Annotated in this window: 19 protein-coding genes; 15 read left to right on the top strand and 4 right to left on the bottom strand. The window is 37.1% G+C overall.

The window, feature by feature from the left end:
* Position 1: 1 nt before the first annotated feature.
* Positions 2-859 carry a pantoate--beta-alanine ligase gene (gene panC, locus AACZ30_RS00200; protein WP_075325575.1) on the bottom strand — a complete coding sequence of 286 codons (858 nt, stop codon included), beginning with the start codon at positions 857-859 and terminating at the stop codon, positions 2-4.
* A 110-nt stretch (positions 860-969) separates the two neighbouring features.
* Between panC and AACZ30_RS00205 the strand changes: the two genes are divergently transcribed.
* From AACZ30_RS00205 to AACZ30_RS00225, 5 genes are all read left to right on the top strand, one after another.
* Positions 970-1782 carry a glycogen/starch synthase gene (locus AACZ30_RS00205; protein ID WP_075325576.1) on the top strand — a complete coding sequence of 271 codons (813 nt, stop codon included), beginning with the start codon at positions 970-972 and terminating at the stop codon, positions 1780-1782.
* Between the two features lie 13 nt (positions 1783-1795).
* The gene (locus AACZ30_RS00210; RefSeq protein WP_339646474.1) at positions 1796-3364 is read left to right on the top strand and encodes a DUF4270 domain-containing protein; all 1569 of its coding nucleotides are present in this window, start codon (positions 1796-1798) and stop codon (positions 3362-3364) included.
* Positions 3365-3380: 16 nt separating this feature from the next.
* Positions 3381-5228, top strand: coding sequence for a glutamine--fructose-6-phosphate transaminase (isomerizing) (glmS, locus tag AACZ30_RS00215; RefSeq protein WP_339646477.1), 1848 nt, complete (start codon positions 3381-3383; stop codon positions 5226-5228).
* Between the two features lie 263 nt (positions 5229-5491).
* Positions 5492-7006, top strand: coding sequence for a F0F1 ATP synthase subunit beta (gene atpD, locus AACZ30_RS00220; protein WP_339646479.1), 1515 nt, complete (start codon positions 5492-5494; stop codon positions 7004-7006).
* Positions 7007-7084: 78 nt separating this feature from the next.
* Entirely contained in the window at positions 7085-7378 is a 294-nt protein-coding gene (locus AACZ30_RS00225; RefSeq protein WP_079711239.1) for a F0F1 ATP synthase subunit epsilon, read from the top strand.
* Between the two features lie 47 nt (positions 7379-7425).
* Here AACZ30_RS00225 and AACZ30_RS00230 read toward each other — a convergent pair whose 3' ends face one another.
* Complete coding sequence (locus AACZ30_RS00230; RefSeq protein WP_339646493.1) at positions 7426-7632, bottom strand: helix-turn-helix transcriptional regulator; 207 nt, start codon at positions 7630-7632, stop codon at positions 7426-7428.
* Between the two features lie 2 nt (positions 7633-7634).
* The gene (locus tag AACZ30_RS00235) at positions 7635-8144 is read right to left on the bottom strand and encodes a DUF2975 domain-containing protein (protein WP_339646496.1); all 510 of its coding nucleotides are present in this window, start codon (positions 8142-8144) and stop codon (positions 7635-7637) included.
* Between the two features lie 250 nt (positions 8145-8394).
* Here AACZ30_RS00235 and AACZ30_RS00240 point away from each other — a divergent pair, with 250 nt between their 5' ends.
* The 7 genes from AACZ30_RS00240 to mnhG are packed head-to-tail and all read left to right on the top strand — an operon-like array spanning position 8395 to position 14200.
* Entirely contained in the window at positions 8395-10704 is a 2310-nt protein-coding gene (locus tag AACZ30_RS00240) for a putative monovalent cation/H+ antiporter subunit A (protein ID WP_339646499.1), read from the top strand.
* A 50-nt stretch (positions 10705-10754) separates the two neighbouring features.
* Complete coding sequence (locus AACZ30_RS00245; RefSeq protein WP_075325583.1) at positions 10755-11168, top strand: Na+/H+ antiporter subunit B; 414 nt, start codon at positions 10755-10757, stop codon at positions 11166-11168.
* 3 nt (positions 11169-11171) lie between these two features.
* Complete coding sequence (locus tag AACZ30_RS00250; protein WP_075325584.1) at positions 11172-11525, top strand: Na+/H+ antiporter subunit C; 354 nt, start codon at positions 11172-11174, stop codon at positions 11523-11525.
* Positions 11522-13042, top strand: a complete 1521-nt coding sequence (locus AACZ30_RS00255; RefSeq protein WP_286761287.1) for a proton-conducting transporter membrane subunit — start codon at positions 11522-11524, stop codon at positions 13040-13042. Before AACZ30_RS00250 ends, AACZ30_RS00255 begins: the two co-directional genes overlap by 4 nt.
* The gene (locus AACZ30_RS00260; RefSeq protein ID WP_075325586.1) at positions 13042-13518 is read left to right on the top strand and encodes a Na+/H+ antiporter subunit E; all 477 of its coding nucleotides are present in this window, start codon (positions 13042-13044) and stop codon (positions 13516-13518) included. Before AACZ30_RS00255 ends, AACZ30_RS00260 begins: the two co-directional genes overlap by 1 nt.
* Positions 13515-13790: a cation:proton antiporter gene (locus AACZ30_RS00265; protein WP_075325587.1), complete on the top strand. Its 276-nt coding sequence runs from the start codon at positions 13515-13517 to the stop codon at positions 13788-13790. The genes AACZ30_RS00260 and AACZ30_RS00265 overlap by 4 nt, the downstream gene beginning before the upstream one ends.
* The gene (gene mnhG / locus AACZ30_RS00270; protein ID WP_075325588.1) at positions 13787-14200 is read left to right on the top strand and encodes a monovalent cation/H(+) antiporter subunit G; all 414 of its coding nucleotides are present in this window, start codon (positions 13787-13789) and stop codon (positions 14198-14200) included. Before AACZ30_RS00265 ends, mnhG begins: the two co-directional genes overlap by 4 nt.
* Position 14201: 1 nt before the next feature.
* Here the strand turns inward: mnhG and AACZ30_RS00275 are convergent, their stop codons facing one another.
* The gene (locus AACZ30_RS00275; RefSeq protein ID WP_075325589.1) at positions 14202-14645 is read right to left on the bottom strand and encodes an MgtC/SapB family protein; all 444 of its coding nucleotides are present in this window, start codon (positions 14643-14645) and stop codon (positions 14202-14204) included.
* A gap of 34 nt (positions 14646-14679) precedes the next feature.
* Here AACZ30_RS00275 and AACZ30_RS00280 point away from each other — a divergent pair, with 34 nt between their 5' ends.
* From AACZ30_RS00280 to bioD, 3 genes are all read left to right on the top strand, one after another.
* A complete protein-coding gene (locus AACZ30_RS00280; protein ID WP_339646518.1) occupies positions 14680-15825 on the top strand; it encodes a pyridoxal phosphate-dependent aminotransferase family protein in 1146 nt (381 codons plus the stop codon).
* Between the two features lie 91 nt (positions 15826-15916).
* Positions 15917-16327, top strand: a complete 411-nt coding sequence (locus tag AACZ30_RS00285) for a DUF2007 domain-containing protein (protein WP_339646521.1) — start codon at positions 15917-15919, stop codon at positions 16325-16327.
* A gap of 25 nt (positions 16328-16352) precedes the next feature.
* Positions 16353-16970, top strand: a complete 618-nt coding sequence (gene bioD, locus AACZ30_RS00290; RefSeq protein ID WP_339646524.1) for a dethiobiotin synthase — start codon at positions 16353-16355, stop codon at positions 16968-16970.
* Positions 16971-17002: the final 32 nt, after the last annotated feature.

A 17002-nucleotide genomic window follows, 5' to 3' on the forward strand; every position in this document is an offset into this window, starting at 1 on the left:
ATTATTCTTCGTTGTTTAAAGCGATATTATCTATAAGCCTAATATCGCCGGCATAAGCCGCTATAAAAGCGCGGTAATTATGACCTTTTCTTTTTCGGTTAATTTTTTTTAAAGTTTGGGTATTTGCAATTTCAAAATATTCCAATTCCAGAACGGGATGATTTTTAAATTGTTCTTTTACCCAGTTGTGTATATAATCTGCACTTTTTGTGCCAAATAGTTCCCTGGTTTTAAGAAGGGTCTGGTAAATAAACGAAGCTTCTTCTCGTTGCTCTTTATCTAATCTTTCATTACGTGAACTTCTTGCCAAACCGTTATCTTCCCGTAAAATGGGACAGCCAATAATTTCTACCGGAAGCTCTGCTTTTTCGGTTAATTTCCTAACAATTTGCAATTGCTGAAAGTCTTTTTCTCCAAAAAAAGCTTTGTGTGGCTCTACTATTGTAAATAGTCTTTTTACAATTGTTCCTACCCCGTCAAAATGTCCGTTTCGGTATTTTCCCTCCATTACCTGCTCCAAACCGTCAAAATTAAACTGTTCAGAACTTATATTTTCGCCATATAATTCGTTAGCGGTGGGAGCAAAAATCCAGAGGTGGTCACTGGCCTCTTCAAGGAGCTTAATGTCTTCGTCTAAAGTGCGTGGATATTTCTCAAGATCTGCAGGATTGTCAAATTGAGTTGGGTTAACAAAGATGCTGATAATCACCCGGTCACAACTTTCTAAAGCCTGTTTCACTAAAGATAAATGCCCGTGGTGTAGAGCACCCATTGTAGGGACTAAGCCAATGATTTTGGCTTTGGATTTTTCGGCATTAATGGCCGCTTTTAAAGGGGTTTTTTCTTTGAAAACCTGCATTTTATTATAAAATTAACAGCGTGCAAACTTAATATATTACCAGCAATCTGCATAAATTTTTGTAATTTTGCGTGTTTTTTGTTCGCAATCGCAATTAAAGCAATCAATTTATGAAAGATAAGAGGATATTGTACGTATCATCTGAAGTTATTCCTTACCTGCCTGAAACCGAAATATCATCCACGTCTTTTGAAGCCGCAAAAATGGTAAATAATATTGGAGGGCAAATTAGAATTTTTATGCCCCGGTTTGGTAACATCAACGAACGTCGCCACCAGCTACACGAAGTGATAAGGCTCTCGGGGATGAATTTGGTGATTAATGACCTGGATATGCCGTTAATAATTAAAGTGGCTTCGATCCCAAAGGAAAGAATGCAGGTTTACTTTATAGATAACGAAGATTATTTTAAAAGAAAAGCTACTCTTACCGATGAAGAAGGCAATATGTTTGACGACAACGACGAACGAGCCATCTTTTTTGCCAAAGGAGTAATAGAAACCGTTAAGAAATTAAACTGGTCTCCCGATATTATTCACGTTCATGGCTGGCTGGCATCTTTGCTGCCGCTATACCTTAGACGCTATTATGGAAATGAGCCATTATTTAGTGGAGCAAAAATAGTTACCTCAATATACAATCAAGACTTCGAAGGAACGTTAGATGAAGATATGCAGGAGAAAGTTTTGTATGACGGGATGGAAAAAGAAGATATAAAGCATTTAAAAACCCCAAACTACGTTAATTTAATGAAGCTTGCGGCAGATCATTCAGATGCTATAATCACTGCAGGCGAAGACCTTCCTGAAGATCTTTCAAAATATATTGGCAGGCTTAATAAGCCAATACTTCCATATAAAAACAGGGAAGAATTTAGCCAGGCTTATCAGGATTTTTACACTAACGAAGTTTTATCTGAATAGAAATTTTTATCGAATGAATTTAATGAGAATGATGTACAAAACAGCAACTTTATTTGTTGTTGTTTTTGCTTTTGTGGGCTGTGATGATGAATATAGCACCGTTGGCGGTGAAATTATAGAAAACCCGAGTAACCTTGAGCTGGAAGAAGTTGAAGTAACCGCTTACAGCAAAAAACTAAATTCAGTACAAACCAATAACCTGAGCAATCATTTACTTGGCGTTTATAATCACCCTATCTACGGGCAAACTACAGCCAGTATTCTCAGCCAGCTTTCTTTACCTACCAATAACCCAACTTTTGGGGTAGAACCAGAGCTTGATAGCGTGGTTTTAACCATTCCTTATTTTAGTACCGAAGGAGATTTAGACGAAGATGGGAATATTCAATACGCTTTAGATTCCGTTTACGGAAATACACCCATAAAAATCTCACTTCAGGAATCTAATTATTTTCTGAATACTTTAGATCCCGAGGCCGATTTCCAGGATAGCCAAAAGTATTATTCAGATCAGCAGGAATTATTTGAGGAGAACCTAATTGGTGATGTTATCTATGAAAATGACAATTTTGTGCCTTCTTCTCAAGCCATCGTTTCTTATGAAGAAAACGACGAAGATGAACAGGATACCATTACTTCTGGTCCCGCTTTAAGAATAAAACTGCCGGTAGAATATTTTGAAAAGAAAATTATTGATAAAGAAGGTTCCAGTGTGCTTAGCAATAATAATAATTTCAAGAATTATTTACGCGGAATGTTCATTAAAGCCGAGGCAACTGCTGAAGATGGGACTATGATGTTATTTAATCTTAAGGCTGGTGATGCTGGAATTGAGCTTTTCTATACTACTGAAGTAGAAACTACTAATGATGACGGTGATACTGAAACGATAAGAGATCCAAGAAGTTATAAACTTAGTTTTGGAAGCACCATTGTAAATACTTTTAAAGGCGAATATCCTGGAGATGTTTTGCAGGCTATAGAAGAAAGTAATGAAGATTCTGGAGCCGAAAAACTCTTTCTTAATGGAGGGGAAGGAACCATGGCAGTGATTGAGCTTTTTGAAAGTGAAGAACAAATAGCAGCATTTAGAGAAAACGAATGGTTAATTAACGAAGCGAATCTTACGTTCTATGTTGGCCAGGATTTTGTGGCCGGTATTGATGAGCCATCTCGTTTGTATCTATACGATTTGGATAATAATAGAATTATAGCCGATTATAGTTTTGCGAGGAATTTTGTGCAGGATGGCAATGAAAATAATCCGTCTACGTCGCTTACTTCTTTCTCTACGCCTTTAGAAATTGATGAAGATGAAAACGGGGTGCGTTATAAACTAAATGTTACGCAGCACGTTTCCAATATTATTGAAGAAGAGGCAGATAATGTGAGATTAGGTCTTGCTATTACTCAAAATATTAATATTACCAATAACGCGGCGGTTAGGAATACTGAAGCGGTAAAATTCTATCCTGCGATGGGGATTATTAGTCCAAAGGGTACTGTACTACACGGTAACCTTTCTAACGACGAAGAAAAAAGATTAAAACTAAGAATTTACTATACTGAAATTAATAATTAAATAACACCAATATACTATGTGCGGAATTGTAGGATATATTGGGCATAGGGATGCTTATCCCGTTGTCTTAAAAGGACTCCAAAGACTGGAATATCGTGGGTACGATAGTGCAGGGATTGCCCTTTATGATGGAAAGGAACTTAAACTTTGTAAAACCAAAGGGAAAGTGGCCGATCTAAAAGAAAAACTTGAAAACACGATTACTACCAATGGAAATGTAGCTATTGGACATACTCGTTGGGCAACTCACGGGGTTCCAAACGATGTGAATTCTCACCCGCATTACTCAAATTCTGGAGATATTGTAATTATTCATAACGGAATTATAGAAAATTATGATGCGCTTAAAAAGGAGTTAAAAACTCGTGGTTATACTTTTAAAAGTGATACTGATACCGAGGTTTTGGTTAATCTTATAGAAGATGTAATTATTAATGAAGGCGTTAAGCTTGGTAAAGCAGTGCAAATTGCATTGAACCAAACTGTTGGAGCCTATGCGATCGCGGTTTACAATAAAACAAAGCCAGACGAGATTGTAGTAGCCCGTTTAGGGAGTCCGCTTGCCATTGGAGTTGGAGAAGATGAATTCTTTATCGCTTCAGATGCCTCTCCCTTTATTGAATATACCAATAATGCAATTTACCTGGAAGACGGGGAAATGGCTGTGGTAAGAAGAGGTAAAGAGGTTAAGGTTAGAAAGATTAAGGATGATACTTTGGTAGATCCCTATGTTCAGGAGCTTCAATTAAATCTTGAGCAGATTGAAAAAGGTGGTTACGATCACTTTATGCTTAAAGAAATTCACGAGCAACCTACTGCAATTAAAGATACTTATCGCGGTAGAATGTTGCCTGATGAAGGTTTAATAAGAATGGCCGGGGTAGATGATAACCTTGAGCGTATTGCTAATGCAAAACGAATTCTAATCGTGGCCTGCGGTACCAGCTGGCACGCCGGTTTGGTAGCCGAATATATTTTTGAGGAGCTTGCCAGAATTCCTGTAGAAGTAGAATATGCTTCAGAATTCAGGTATCGTAATCCTATTATTTCAGAAAAAGATGTAATTATAGCAATCTCCCAAAGTGGGGAAACTGCCGATACCATGGCGGCTATAAAACTTGCTAAAGAAAAGGGTGCATTTGCTTTTGGAGTTTGTAACGTGGTAGGTTCTTCTATTTCCAGGGAAACTCACGCCGGGGCTTATACTCACGCCGGTCCTGAAATTGGGGTAGCTTCAACAAAAGCTTTTACTACACAAATTACGGTGCTTACCTTAATGGCGCTAAAACTTGCAAAACATAATGGTACGATCTCTAATACAGATTTCATGACCTATTTGCAGGAAATGGAACGTATTCCAGCAAAAATTGAAAAAGCACTGGAAGGTGATGAGCATATAAAAATGATCGCCGATATTTATAAAGATGCCAGGAACTGTCTTTACTTAGGTAGAGGATTTAACTTCCCCGTGGCTTTAGAAGGCGCTCTTAAATTAAAAGAGATTTCCTATATACACGCTGAAGGATATCCTGCTGCCGAAATGAAACACGGGCCAATTGCACTTATAGATGAAGAAATGCCGGTGGTGGTTATTGCAACCAAAAAAGGACATTACGAAAAAGTAGTAAGCAATATCCAGGAAATTAAATCCAGAAGCGGTAAAATTATCGCGATTGTGACTGAAGGTGACGAAGAGGTGAGAGACCTTGCCGATCACGTGATTGAAGTGCCAGAAACTTTAGAGCCTTTAACACCGCTTCTAACAACTATTCCACTGCAGTTATTGTCATACCATATTGCGGTATTACTTGAAAAGAATGTAGATCAGCCAAGAAACCTGGCCAAATCTGTTACAGTTGAGTAAACTTTCAGAATAAATTATAAGAGTATAAAAATCCCTTTTGAAGCTTTTTCAGGAGGGATTTTCTTTTAAAATAATACTTTCAGAAGAATTTTTGCCTGCTTTAATAAGCTTCAAAAAAGTTATTTTAAGAGAGGTATGATTTTATTAAGAAAAAACTATCTTTGCAGCCTGAAAATACCCTTGTGCTATTTTAACACATTGTGAATTATTGCATTGAGTATTTCCAGATATTTTTAAATACGAAAACATTAAAGAATTAAATAATGTCTAAAGTAACAGGTAAAGTTGCCCAAATTATTGGCCCTGTAGTTGATGTTGTGTTCGACTCAGAGAATGCTGAATTGCCAAAAATCTACGATTCTTTGGAAATCACCAGAAAAGATGGTTCCCTTCTAATTTTAGAAGTGCAATCTCACATTGGTGAAGAAACAGTGAGAACAGTATCTATGGATTCTACCGATGGTTTAAGCCGCGGGGTAGAAGTAGTAGCAACTGGAGCGCCTATTCAAATGCCGGTTGGTAAAGAAGTTTATGGCCGTTTGTTTAACGTGGTAGGTGATGCTATTGACGGGCTTGGGAATTTGCCTAAGGCCGGAAAAGATGGGATGTCTATCCACAGGGAAGCACCAAAATTTGAAGACCTATCTGTTTCTACAGAAGTTTTATTTACCGGGATTAAAGTAATTGACCTTATTGAGCCTTATGCAAAAGGTGGTAAAATTGGTCTTTTTGGTGGTGCCGGTGTTGGTAAAACCGTACTTATTCAGGAATTAATTAACAATATCGCTAAAGGCCACGGTGGTCTTTCGGTATTTGCCGGAGTAGGAGAGCGTACTCGTGAAGGAAATGACCTTCTTCGAGAAATGCTTGAATCTGGTATTATAAAATATGGAGACGCTTTTTCTGAATCTATGGAAGAAGGCGGTTGGGATCTTAAAAAAGTAGATAAAACTGCTATGTTAGATTCTAAAGCAACTTTCGTTTTCGGGCAAATGAACGAACCACCTGGAGCACGTGCTCGAGTAGCACTTTCTGGACTTACAATTGCGGAGTATTTTCGTGATGGAGCTGGAGAAGGCCAGGGGAAAGACGTTCTTTTCTTCGTAGATAACATTTTCCGTTTTACTCAGGCAGGTTCAGAGGTATCTGCACTTCTAGGGCGTATGCCATCTGCGGTAGGTTATCAACCAACTTTGGCAACAGAGATGGGTGCGATGCAGGAGCGTATTACTTCAACTAAAAACGGATCTATTACATCTGTACAGGCGGTTTACGTACCTGCGGATGACCTTACTGATCCGGCGCCGGCAACAACATTTGCCCACCTGGATGCAACAACAGTACTTTCACGTAAAATTGCTGAGCTTGGTATTTATCCTGCAGTAGATCCATTAGAATCTACTTCAAGAATTCTTACTGCCGATATTTTAGGTGACGATCATTATAAGTGTGCACAACGAGTAAAAGAGCTTTTACAGCGTTACAAAGAGTTGCAGGATATTATTGCTATTCTTGGTATGGAAGAGCTTTCTGAAGAAGATAAGCTTGCTGTATCTCGTGCAAGACGTGTGCAACGTTTCCTTTCACAGCCTTTCCACGTAGCCGAACAATTTACCGGTTTAAAAGGAGTTTTGGTTGATATTAAAGAAACTATTAAAGGATTTAATATGATTATGGATGGGGAATTAGATCACCTTCCGGAATCTGCCTTTAACCTTAAAGGAACCATTGAAGAAGCGATCGAGGCCGGTGAGAAAATGTTGGCTGAAGAAGACTAATTAAAAAGTAAACAATGGTCAGTGAGCAGTATTCGGTAAATATTTTTTGCTGAATGTTGTAAACACAAACTAAAAAATATGTACTTAGAAATAGTAACTCCTGAAGCTGTAGTTTTTAAAGCTGATGTTGATGCGGTAAAAGTTCCCGGTCACGATGGGGAATTTCAAATGTTGAACAATCACGCTCCTATAGTTTCTACATTGGTGGAAGGTGAAGTTAAAATTCAACTTGCTGCCTCTAATAAGGAATTAGACGATGAGCTTTCTGAAGAATTTAGAAAAGACTCTGCAAACAGCAACATTCTTTATTATACCATTAAAGGTGGTGTATTAGAAATGAAAGACAATAAAGCCATTATACTTGCTGATTAATTTCAGGAAATTTAATATAAGAAGAGCCGGGCAATTGCCCGGCTTTTTTAGTTTTTGGTGTATTCTAAAATATCTCCCGGCTGGCAATCTAAAACTTCACAAATCGCCTCTAAAGTAGAAAATCGAACCGCTTTTGCTTTTCCTGTTTTTAATATGGAAAGATTTGCCGTGGTAATCCCGATTTTATCAGCCAGTTCATTGCTTTTCATACGGCGTTCTTCCAGGATTTTATCCAGGTTTATAATAATAGGCATAGCTAAACGGTTAACTCGTTTTCTTCTTTCATAACCCTGGCTTGATTAAAAATTTGGGATAGGAATATTAGAAACAAGCCTATACCTATCACAAACCAGAAATTGAAAAGATCAAAATTTAACTCCATACGACCCTTAAATATAACTTTGAAAACAAATATGGATATTGCATCAACAATAGTTATTAAAATGATTAATTGACCAATTAATTTAAAACTTGCAATTTGAAGCTTCGTGAATAATGGCCCAGAAATTAGATCTTTCATTAAATTCTTGAATAAATACAGAATATAGATCCAAACTGCACTTGATAATAATTCATATGTTAAAGAGGAGTATAGTGCATTTTTAGATTTGATTTTAAATTCTTCAGCATCGTGTAATATTTCCAGGATATCGCCTGGACTAATAAAGATTGCATAAAGTAAAAAGCCGAATAAAAGTATCCAACCTATAATCATTAAATAATAAGCAACACTAAAAATGTTTTTAAGCCATTCTGAAGATTTCATTCTTCTGTAATTATTGTTTTGCGATAACAAACCTACATTAAATTATTGAAAAACAATAATTTTATAAATTAAAAACGATAAATTAATTTCAGTATTTTAAGAAATTTGCTGAGAAACAGGGTTTTTATAATGATTTAAAATAAGAAGCTATTAAATCGGAATCCTTATGGAGGTTAAACGCCGCTTTGACTGTAAAACTTAAATAATATCTCTTATATTTGCGGGGAACGGACTTTTTGAGAGGAAATATATGCTAACAGCAATACTTTTAGGTTTTTTATTCGCAATATTCCTGGTTTTCGCAGGAAAGTTCTTCAGGGGGAAATTAGCCGTTCTTTCCGCCCTTATTCCGGGTGGACTTTTTGCATATTTTGCAAGTTTTATTCCGCAGATAAGTTCGGAAGAAATAATTTCTAAAACTTACCAATGGGTTCCAGCTTTTGGAGTAGACCTTAGTTTTAAGCTCGATGGGCTTTCCCTTCTGTTTTCATTGATGATCACCGGGATTGGTTTCCTGGTTTTTGCATATACCGCATCGTACCTTAGAGGACATAAATATCTTGACCGTTTCTACGGATATCTGAGCTTGTTTATGGCAGCCATGCTTGGTTTGGTGCTTTCAGACAATCTTATCTCACTTTTTGTTTTTTGGGAATTAACCAGTATAAGTTCATTCTTCTTAATCGGATTTAATAATACCAACCCGGCTTCCCGAAAATCGGCTTTAACCGCTTTGGGAATTACCGGTTTTGGAGGGTTTTTCTTATTAGCAGGGGCTTTGTTGCTAGGTAGTATTACCGGCACTTACAGCATTTCTGAAATGCTAAGTATGAAAGAAACTATTGCCGGAAGTGAATATTACATCCTGGCGGTGATCTTTATTTTTGTGGCTGCATTTACCAAATCGGCGCAATTTCCATTTCATTTCTGGTTGCCCGGTGCGATGAAAGCGCCAACTCCGGTTTCTACTTATTTACACTCGGCCACGATGGTAAAAGCGGGGATTTACCTTCTTATGCGTTTTACACCGGTTTTGGGAGATTCAGAATTCTGGAATACAACATTGATTATTGTTGGTGGAATTACGATGGTTTACTCTGCAATTCACGCACTTTTTAGAACCGATCTTAAAGGTGTTTTGGCGTATTCTACTATTTCGGCCCTGGGGATTTTGGTATTCTTAATCGGTTTGGGAACAAAATCGGCTTTCCTTGCTTCTGCTGTATTTATTATTGTTCACGCGCTTTATAAAGCTACATTATTCCTGGTTACAGGTATTATAGACCACCAAACCGGTACACGGGATGTTACTACATTAAGCGGATTAAGAAAAATTATGATGCCGGTAGCGATTGCCGGTATTCTGGCGGCAATTTCCAGTGCGGGTATTCCGCCATCGGTAGGTTTCCTCGGAAAAGAACTTACTTACGAAGCCAGTACCCATGCTGAAACTTTTACAATAATAATTGTAATTGCAATTGTGCTAACAAAAATACTATTGCTTTGGGCAGGTTTTGTGGCCGGAATTAAACCTTTTGTAGGTAAACTTCCTGAGGCGCATAAAGATGTAAAAGCGCCTGATTTCTTAATGTGGGCACCGGCAATTATTCTTGCTGTTTTAGGAATTGTTTTCGGAATTTTCCCTATGCTTATTGAATCGGCCCTGGTAAAACCGGTGGTTTCATCTTTAGGGGCAGATGCTTCAGAATATCACCTTGCGCTATGGCACGGTTTCAATACTGTTTTGCTATTAAGTGCAATTACTATTGCTGTTGGGGTTCTGCTATATTTCTTCCTGAAACCTTCAGCAAAACTGGAAACAAGAATTGGAAAATTTGAATTTATTTCTCCAAAAAGCATCATGGAAAAAGGAACTCATTATTTCAGTGTGTTTTCAGCATTCTGGACTAATGTTTTTCAAAATGGATATTTAAGAAATTATGTAACGACCATTGTGTTGTTTCTTGTAGTTTTAGTAGGCTACGTTATGTTTGGAAACCCAAGGGTAATGATAGATCATACCCAGCTTTCTAAAGTTACCGCTTACGAGTTGGCGGTGGTAATTATATTAATTGCCGGAGTTTTCTATACCGTTTTCACAAAATCCAGACTTGCTGCAGTTGCCGCAATGGGAGTTGTAGGTTTGGCTATTTGTTTGATTTTTGTTTTCTACAGTGCACCAGATTTGGCGATGACGCAATTTTCTATTGATACCTTAACAGTTATATTGTTTGTACTGGTACTTTACAGATTGCCAAAATACCTTACACTTTCAGATTATAAAATGCGAATTAGGGACGGAATCCTCTCCCTGGCCTTAGGAACGGTAATATGTTTACTTGCGTTGCAAGTACTTGCTGAACCTACAAATACTGAAGTTGGTGATTTCTATGCGAAAAATGCCTATATCCTGGCTCACGGTAAGAACGTAGTAAATGTTATCCTGGTAGATTTTAGGGGAACAGATACGCTTATGGAAATTGCGGTATTGTCTATTTCTGCAATTGGAGTATTTGGATTACTAAAATTGAGATTGAAAAGTACAGACAGGTCGCAATAAAAGAACATTAAAGTCGGGGTAAAATCTGTCTTTTTCTAAAAAATATATAAATGAAAACCTTAATATTAAGAACAGCTTCCGATTATCTTTTGCCATTACTGCTGGTGTTCTCTGTTTTTATCTTATTACGCGGGCATTATTTGCCCGGCGGTGGTTTTGTAGGCGGACTTATAGCTGCAATTGCTTTTGTTTTGCACGCTTTTGCCAACGGACTTGATAATACAAAAGGTCTTTTAAGATTTCATCCCGGGTTTTTAATGCCTGTTGGTTTGGGTCTTGCTTTTTTAAGCGGTTTGGCACCGGTAATTGGTTTAGACGATCCTTTTATGACGGGACTTTGGTTCCCAGAGCCCTTCCCGGTTATTGGGAATGTAGGTTCAGCTTTATTTTTTGATATAGGAGTTTACCTGGTGGTAATTGGAGTCACCCTCACAATAATATTTACAATTTCAGAATCAGCTTAATTTATGGAAATTCTTTTAGCGATAATTATAGGGGTTCTGTATGCCGCAGGTATTTATATGATTCTGCGCCGGAGTTTGGTGAAACTCATTATCGGAATTATTTTGTTAGGAAATGGAGCAAACCTGCTAATTTTTCTGTTGGGAAGAATTACAGAAGGGGCACCGCCAATTATTCCTGAAGATTCCAAGGTTTTTTTAGAAGCTTATGCAGATCCTGTTCCGCAGGCATTAATATTAACCGCTATCGTAATTAGTTTCGGTTTACAATCTTTTGCAATTATTCTTGTAAAAAGAGCACACAAAGTAGTGAAAACCGATGATCTGGACGAAATGAACGCAACAGACGAAGATTCATGACACAACAAATAATATTATATCCTTTACTGCTGCAAATGCTATTGGCTATCATCCTCATGTTTTTCTGGAGGAAGATAAATGCACAGCGAATAATTAGTATGTTTGGAAGCCTTGTGCACCTTGCTGTTAGTATTACTGTTTTTGCGTATATCTGGAATAATGGTACCCAAACGGTACAGGCCGGGAGTTGGGAAGCTCCTTTTGGAATTACCTTTATTGCAGATACTTTCTCTGCCACTATGGTGCTACTTACCTCCATTGCAGGTTTGGCTGTATCTATATTTTCCTCGGGTTCAGTTATTGGTGATAGATTGAGATTTGGGTATTTTCCCATTTTCCATTTCTTACTTTTAGGACTTACCGGCGCTTTTTTAACCGGGGATATCTTTAACCTTTATGTTTGGTTTGAAATTATTATTATAAGCTCTTTTGTTTTAATTACTATTGGTGGGGAAAAAGCTCAATTAGAGGGTGCGGTAAAATATTTTACGCTGAATTTCCTCGCTTCCATGATCTTTTTAACAGCAATTGCGGTGCTATACGGTTTAACCGGAAGCTTAAATATGGCCGATCTTGCCAATAAAGTGGCTGCAGTAGAAAACCGGGCTCTTGTAGAAATAACTGCTATTTTATTTCTAATTGGCTTCGGAATTAAATCGGCTATTTTTCCTTTATATTTCTGGTTACCGGCTTCCTATCATACGCCACCTTCAGCGGTGTCAGCTATTTTTGGAGGCTTGCTTACTAAAGTTGGGGTGTATGCTTTAATTAGGGTGTTTACTTTAATTTTTGTAGATGATGTTTTCCTGGATCAAATTCTATTGGTGCTTGCTATTTTCACCCTGTTTAGTGGGGCATTGGGCGCACTGGTTCAAAATAATATAAGGAAGGTATTCTCTTATTTAATTATTTGTCATATTGGTTATATGATTATTGGTTTAGGAATGTTTACCGAAGTTGCTATTGCAGGTGCAATTTTTTACCTGGTGCATGATATTGTGGTAAAAACGAATCTTTTTATGATTAGTGGTCTTATATACCGAATAAAAGGTTCTAATAGTATGCGGGCTTTAGGAGGCTTTTATGCTAATTATCCCAAGTTGAGTTTGTTGATGTTTATCCCGTTATTTTCATTGGTTGGGATTCCGCCTTTATCGGGTTTTTGGCCTAAAATATCATTAATTACTGCCAGTTTTGAATCTGGAAGTTATTGGAGCCTGGCCGCAATTATCTTTGCAAGTTTTATTACCTTGGTTGTAATCGCGAAACTTTGGGCTGAAGTGTTTTGGAAAGATGCACAGGAAATTCCTGTTAGACCAAAATTCAGGTATTTTCATGCAATTAAAAATATAAAAAGAGTTCAGATAATAGTACCTATAGTTTTTTTAAGTCTGGTATCCTTATATGTAGGTTTTGGCGCAGAACATATTCAAACGCTTTCAGCTAGAATTGCATCAGAATTAATGGATAATCAACAATATATAGACGCAGTACTTAATACACAAACACCCGAATAATGAAGAGCAGGTTTGTATCTAATTTATTACTCACTTTTGTATGGGTAGCCCTAACCGGAGATTTTACTTTCCAGAATTATATATTTGGCTTTGTGCTTAATTTCTTTATTCTGTGGGTGATAACAAGAGGGAATAGTGATGCCCGGTATTTTACTATTATTCCTAAATTGATAGCCTTCTTTTTCTTCTTCCTGTGGGAATTATTTAAAGCAAACCTACAGGTAGCTTACGAAGTTGTAACCCCAAAATATGGAATGAAACCGGGAATTGTAAAAGTACCGCTTACCATACAAAGCAACCTGGGGATTACATTTTTGGCGAATATGATCTCGCTTACACCAGGAACCCTTAGCCTGGATGTCTCTAACGATAAAAAAGTGCTTTATGTACATGCGATGTATGTAACCGATAAAGAGGAATTTATCGATAGTATTAAAAACGGATTTGAAAAACGTATTTTGGAAATATTGAGATGACGCTAACAGATTATTTATATTATATTATTCTGCCAATCCTGGCCTTTTCGGTGCTGCTAATAGTTTACCGATTTATTAAAGGTCCCAGTATTGCCGATAAAATTATTGCCCTGGATGTGCTTATCACTACCGGTATTGGAATTATTGGAGTTTACAGTATTATTCACGGAAGATCTACATTTTTAGATACTGCAATGATCCTGGCTTTAATTGCTTTTTTAAGTACCGTGGCTTTCTCATATTACCTGGAAAAAAGAAACCGAAAGAAATGAGTTCAATAATTATAGTAATATTAATCACTTTAGGAACCTTGTTCGTACTGCTTTCTGCAATAGGACTCGTAAGAATGCCCGATACTTATATGAGGATTTCGGTAAATACTAAAGCGGCCACGCTTGGTGTTGGTCTTATTTTAGTGGGAACGGCCGTTTTCTTTAACGATCTTTCTACCACTTCCCGTGCACTTGTAATTATTCTTTTTGTATTTCTAACCGCCCCCGTAAGTGCACATTTAATTGGAAGGGCATCCTATTTTATGGGAGTAAAACTCTGGAAAGGCTCCGTTATGGACGATCTTAGAGGAAAATATCAGAGAAATTCTCACGTATTAAAAAGTGAAATTGACGATACACCGCAAAATAACATAGATCACACAAGAAACGAAGATGATATTGTAAAGTAGTTTAGTGTTCAGTATTATCATGTTTTCTTTTTCCCCTTATAAGTTTCTTTTCCAGAAACCCAAAAACTAGATTTATAACAACAATTGTTATACAAATTATAAGTAGTTCGGCATACATTTGTAAAGCAGCGAGCCCGCCAGCGGCGGCACTACACCAAATGGTAGCAGCAGTAGTTAAACCCTTTACATTTTTCCCGTGCTGAAGAATGGTTCCTGCACCAATAAAACCAATACCGGTGACCACCTGGCCAATAACCCTGGTAATATCTACAAATTCTTCTCCCTGAAATTGTAGAGAAAGTAAAATAAAAACACAAGCACCCAGGGCCACAAGAGCATTGGTTTTTAAACCTGCGCTTTTGCCGGTAAATTCTCTTTCTATACCTATAAAAAGTCCGGCCACAGCTGCCAAACCAATACTAAGACTAAATTCTGCCAGTTCCATATTTTTTAGTTCGTTAAAGTTGTAATTTTGAACTATGCAATTACCTTTAAAATTAGCGAAAAGTTTAGAGAAGAGAAAGGATGAAAATGCTTTGCGGTCTTTAAAGAAGAACGCTCAATTAATAGATTTTTCCTCAAACGATTATTTAGGATTAGCTTCCTCTGCAAAAGTCTATAATGGGGCGCATCAAATTTTAGAGCAGAATAATCTTTTAAGAAATGGAGCCACCGGTTCCAGGTTGCTTTCTGGGAATCATAAAATTTATGATTTAGCCGAAAATTTCCTTGCCGAATTTCATAAAACTGAAGCCGCTTTAATTTTTAATTCCGGCTACGATGCTAATATTGGATTTTTCAGTTCAGTGCCTAAACGTGGGGATTTTATTTTTTATGATGAACTAGTTCACGCTTCTATAAGAGATGGAATTTCAATGAGTAATGCAAAAGCTTATAAATTCCGCCATAATAATATTGAAGATCTCAAAATCAGGCTGAATAAACTTTCACAACCTGAAAATTCAGAAATTTATATTGTAACTGAATCTGTTTTTTCAATGGATGGAGATCTGGCGCCGCTACGAGAGTTAGCAGCAATTTCAGAAGATTTTAAAGCCTTTTTGGTGGTAGATGAAGCCCACGCTACGGGTATTTTTGGTGAAAATGGAGAAGGTTTGGTTCAGGAAGAAGGAATTCAGGATAAAGTTTTCGCGCGTTTAAATACTTTTGGAAAAGCACCCGGTTGCCACGGCGCGGTTATTTTAGGAAGTAAAGGTTTAAAAAATTATCTGGTAAATTTTTCCCGAAGCCTAATTTATACAACGGCTTTGCCGCCTCATTCGGTTGCTACAATTCTCTCGGTTTACCAGGAATTCATAAACGAAATTTCAGAAATTCAGCAACTAAAAAATAATATTCATTTTTTCAGGAATCAAATTGAGGAATTAGAGATTAAAAAACATTTTATTCCGAGTATTTCAGCAATTCAAAGTTGTATAATTCCGGGGAATGAAAAAGTGAAAAATATAGCAAAAATTTTGAAACAAGAAGGTTTTGAAGTAAAACCCATTTTATCGCCTACTGTTCCAAAAGGGAGTGAACGCCTTCGGTTTTGTTTACATTCCTTTAATTCTGAAAATGAAATCAGGGAGGTTTTAAAAAAACTCACTAAATTACTGCCATGAAGCCCGAATGATGCTGAACCCAGAAATTGGCTGTAACAGGATTAGGTAAGCCAGTGATTAATTGCCGGTTTGGGATAAAATATATAAGCATATGAGCACTTTTGTAAACATAGCCAGGTTTCAGTATTCTTCTGAAGCACAAATTGTAAAAGGGAAATTACAATTTGAAGGCATAGAGGTATTCCTGGCAGACCAGGTTCTTATTGATACCGATCCTCTGGTAAGCCAGGCGATTGGTGGTATAAAATTGAACGTGTATGCTGACGATGAGGAACGAGCCCGGGCGATTTTAAGTGAAATTCACGATTATTCCCTTGATGACAAAGGTGAAAGAGTAGTTTGTCCCAACTGTGACAGCACTCGCGTAAAAGTTTACACGCATATTAAAGATGTGCGTTCTTTCTTTGCTTTTTTGTTTTCATTTCTCACCTTCGCCCTGCCAATTCACTACAAATACGATTATCATTGTGAAAATTGTGAAGAGAAATTTACTTTAAAATGACCAGCATTGAAGAATTTATAAATAAATGAAACATACTTATTTTGTTACCGGTATTGGGACCGAAGTTGGAAAAACAGTAGCTTCAGCAATCTTAACAGAAGCCTTAGAAGCCGATTATTGGAAACCTATCCAGGCCGGCGATCTTGATAATTCTGATAGCCATAAAGTAGAAAGACTAATTTCTAACGATAAAACTGTTTTTCATAAAAATCGCTTTGCACTAAAAACACCCATGAGTCCGCATGCAGCGGCTGAAATTGATCAAGTAAAAATTACTTCAAAAAAAATAAAACGTTCAAAGGGCGAAAATAGTTTGGTTATTGAAGGCGCCGGAGGTTTATTAGTCCCAATTAGCGATAAAGAAACTATAGCCGATTTAATGCAGCCGGAAGATCGCATTATCCTGGTTTCTCGTCATTATCTTGGAAGTATCAATCATACTTTATTAACTATAGAAGCTTTAGAATCTCGCGACTTAAATTGCTTCGGAATAATTTTTTCGGGCGAAGAAAATAAATCTACTGAATCGATTATTAAAAAAATGGGCGGTGTAAAGGTTCTGGGAAGAATAGATCAGGAACCTTATTTTGATCAAAATGTGATCAAAGAATACGCTGAACTATTTAGAGATAAATTGAAATAAAATTTAACGTCATTACGAACGGAGTGAAGTAA

This window comes from uncultured Salegentibacter sp. (genome assembly GCF_963972535.1).
Lineage (GTDB): Bacteria > Bacteroidota > Bacteroidia > Flavobacteriales > Flavobacteriaceae > Salegentibacter.